Origin of the sequence: Armatimonas sp. (genome assembly GCF_043760365.1) — a bacterium.
Lineage (GTDB): Bacteria > Armatimonadota > Armatimonadia > Armatimonadales > Armatimonadaceae > Armatimonas.
Genome location: NZ_JAYUPA010000794.1, coordinates 1 through 3,341, shown reverse-complemented (window position 1 = coordinate 3,341; position 3,341 = coordinate 1). Strand labels below are relative to the sequence as shown.

Genomic DNA, 3,341 nt, shown 5'->3' with positions numbered 1-3,341 from the left:
CTCGGGCGTGAGCACGGCAAACGCCGCTTCGGGCCAGCCAGATTCCCGCACGAGTGTCTGAAGTTTAAGCGCGATCTGCGGCGTTTTTTCTGCGGGCTTGAGCACCACGGGCGCACCAACGGCGATGGCAGGAGCAAGCTTATGGGCCACAAGATTGAGCGGGAAGTTAAACGGTGTCACGGCGGCAACAGGCCCAACCGGGAAACGGCGCACCAGCCCGAGCTTACCCACTGCCGCGGCGCTCAGATCAAGTGGCAACAGCTCCCCCCCGAAGCGCCGAGCCTCGTCGGCGGCGAGCGAAAACGTCAGGCAGGCGCGGTCCACTTCCACACGGGCATCACGGATCGGCTTCCTAGCCTCGTCGCAGAGAAGCTGTGCGAAGGCGTCGCGCTGCTCCCGCAGGCCATCGGAAACCGCTGTCAGAATAGCATGGCGCTCGTAGGAGGCGAGTGTGCGGGTGCTGTCAAAGCTCGTGGCGGCGGCAGCGATTGCTCTCTCGGCCTCGTGCAACGTGGTGAATTTCATCCCCTCAGGATACCGTAAAATCGGTGGTATCCTGAGACATGCAAACCGAAGCACCCGCGCCTAAGCCGCTGCGCCTACCTGTCTATGGCCTCAATGCGGGGACGTATCTGCCGACAAGTGCCGCTGTCCGTGCCCGTTTTGGGGAGAACTGGTTCAGTTTCTCCCCTGGGCTAGGACCGGTTCTGCCTCTCCCATTCCCCGGACTCTCCCCCGATTTTTCCCTCGCCACACAGACAAAGAAAGTGGCGGGCTTGAATAACCGCGTCTTTATGGCACTTCTTGGCGCACAGTACCAGTGGCCGCTTTTTCGGCTCACCGTACCAGAGGGTCAGCCCTTGCGCTTGCCAAAGCTACTGCCCTACGCGGGACTGGGTGCCGGGGGAGTCTATGCCAATGTGCGCAGCGAGGCAGACCGTGTCAATGGAAGCGGCTTCGCTCCCAGTGCAAGTGTCTATGCAGGGACAAGTATCGGGATCAATAGCTTTTTTGAGGCGCGCTGGCGCAGTGTGGGTAGAGTACAGGGCTTCGATCTCTCAGGGCTGGATCTCGGTGCAGGAATTCGTTTCTAGCCGCCGTCGCTGGCTTTTCCTGGCACTGGCCTGCATCCCGACGGGCCTGGCCACACGCCCCCTCAAGCGCCAAGTCGAGGCACTGGCAATCGCCTGTCTGGTAGAGTTCAGTCAGCTCTGGCACACTCCCTGGCTGGAGGCACTGCGCCAGACGAAGCTTGGTGCACTGGCGGTTGGAGGCAGCTTCTCCTGGGGAGATCTTGGCTGCTACGGCGCAGGGATAGCACTGGGAGCACTCCTAGACAAAAAACGTAAATGACGGTGAAAAAGGCTCAGCGCAAGAGAGTTAAGAATTGTGACAAGGTTACCGACTATGTAAAAGTAACATTCCATGAAAATTCTAGCTGTTGAAGAAGACGCTCTTTCTGCCCTCCTGCTCCACGAGGCACTGGAGCGCCACGGGCATCAGGCAACCATCGTTCGCGATGGTGAGGCGGCCTGGGAGCAGCTCACTCACGGAAGCAACCCACGCAGCGAGACCCGTATCCAGTCTGTCTATAACTTACTCATCACGCGCTGGAACGCCCCCAAGGTCAATGGGCTGGACATCTGCCGCCGGATCCGGCATCCGGATATCGGAATTGATAACCTGCCTGTTCTGATGGCGATGGATAGCGACACACCCGATAACCGGCAACGCTCTCTGGAGGCGGGTGCCGTTACCTGTGTGCGCTACCCACTGGAGGTGGAAGAGATTCGGACAGCTCTCCAGGATCTCCTCGCACTCCCTCCCGCCGAAAAGACGAATAACTTCGCCACCGCTCCTGCGGAAGATCTGGCACTGGCCCGAGTGGGTGGCTCCGCTCTCGCGGAAACCAACAGCACGACACGCACCACGCGCAGCCCCGTAATTCCCTCAACAGGTGCTGGCCTCCCTGCAGTTCTTCCCTCCACCGGAACACTCGGTGCCAAGGAGCGCCTGGGGGAGATTCTGATCACGCGCGGTCTGATCAGCCACGGACAGCTTGCGCAGGCGCTGGAGATCCAGAGCCTCACTCGGGAGCGACTCGGCTCGATTCTGGTAAGCAAGGGCTGGGTCAACGAGCAGGACATCACGGCAGCACACAGCCGCCAGATAGACATGACCTTTGTCAATGTGGAGAGTGAGAGTGTCTATGAAGACGGCCTCAGTCTCATTCCACGGGAGCAGGCACTCGCCCTGTTGGTGCTGCCGTTGGAGCCCTCCGAAGACGATGCCTATCTCTCGGATCCCCCGATTCGCGCTGCGGTCGCCAATCCCTGGAACACTCCCGCGATTGATCTGGTTCAGGCACGCACCAAGCGCCGTGTCAAGGCCGTTCTGGCAGAGAGCACCGCCCTTAAACGTGCCATCGAGCTGGCCTACCAGACTAGCAGTCGCTCCTACGAGAAAAATCAGCTCAGCCGCTCTCTGGAAGCGACTCTGACGATCCTCAACGACGATGCAACGCTCTCCCCCGCGGAGACCCGTCGCCTTGCAGAAGATGCTGACAATGTCGCCACGATGGACGATCCCAACGATGCGCCCATCATCAAGTTTGTCAATACCATCCTGATTGAGGCAGTGCGTCGCCGTGCTTCCGATGTCCATATTGAGCCCTACAAGAAAGACTTCCAGGTTCGCTACCGCATTGACGGGCATCTCAATGTGATGCATGTCCTGCCCAAGACCTCGTTTGCTGCGCTTTCCTCACGTATCAAGATCCTCAGTGATCTGGATATCGCGGAGCGCCGCTTGCCTCAGGATGGGCGTATCAACCTGAGCATTGATGGGCGCACGGTACAGTTCCGTGTCTCGACCCTGCCGAATCTCTACGGTGAGCGTGTCGTGCTCCGGGTGCTCGATGGCGGCGCTACCCAAAAGAATATCGAGCAACTGGAGTTCTCTAAACCCAATCTGGAGGCGTTTCACTCCCTCATCAAGCGCCCCTACGGCATTATTCTCGTGACGGGGCCGACGGGCTCCGGTAAGACCACCACGCTCTACGCCGCGCTCAATGCGGTCAAAGACCCCGCCACGAATATCATGACCTGTGAAGATCCCGTGGAGTACGAGATGGATCGGATCAGCCAGAGCATGGTCAACCCGAAGGCGGGCCTCACCTTCGCATCACAGCTTCGTGCGATTCTACGGCAGGACCCCGATGTCGTGCTGGTAGGGGAGATTCGCGATGGGGAAACGGCGGAGATCGCTTTCAAGGCCGCGATGACGGGGCACCTGGTGCTCTCGACCCTGCACTGTAACTCAGCGGCGGGTGCCTCCATGCG

4 protein-coding genes are annotated in these 3,341 nt (G+C 59.8%); 3 read left to right on the top strand and 1 reads right to left on the bottom strand.

The features are described 5' to 3' along the window. A partial coding sequence (locus tag ACH2EH_RS19235) for an aldehyde dehydrogenase family protein (RefSeq protein WP_395144195.1) occupies positions 1 to 525 on the bottom strand: 525 nt, incomplete at its 3' end. 38 nt (positions 526 to 563) lie between these two features. Between ACH2EH_RS19235 and ACH2EH_RS19230 the strand changes: the two genes are divergently transcribed. From ACH2EH_RS19230 to ACH2EH_RS19220, 3 genes are all read left to right on the top strand, one after another. Beyond that, complete coding sequence (locus ACH2EH_RS19230) at positions 564 to 1,094, top strand: hypothetical protein (RefSeq protein WP_395144193.1); 531 nt, start codon at positions 564 to 566, stop codon at positions 1,092 to 1,094. Continuing rightward, positions 1,075 to 1,353, top strand: coding sequence for a DUF2809 domain-containing protein (locus tag ACH2EH_RS19225; RefSeq protein ID WP_395144192.1), 279 nt, complete (start codon positions 1,075 to 1,077; stop codon positions 1,351 to 1,353). Before ACH2EH_RS19230 ends, ACH2EH_RS19225 begins: the two co-directional genes overlap by 20 nt. Positions 1,354 to 1,425: 72 nt before the next feature. Beyond that, positions 1,426 to 3,341, top strand: a 1,916-nt coding sequence (locus ACH2EH_RS19220; RefSeq protein WP_395144190.1) for an ATPase, T2SS/T4P/T4SS family, incomplete at its 3' end; no start/stop codon positions are given.

Coding starts and splice junctions, on each gene's coding strand:
- ACH2EH_RS19230 (WP_395144193.1), top strand. CDS start 564: ATGCAAACCGAAGCACCCGCGCCTAAGCCGCTGCGCCTACCTGTCTAT.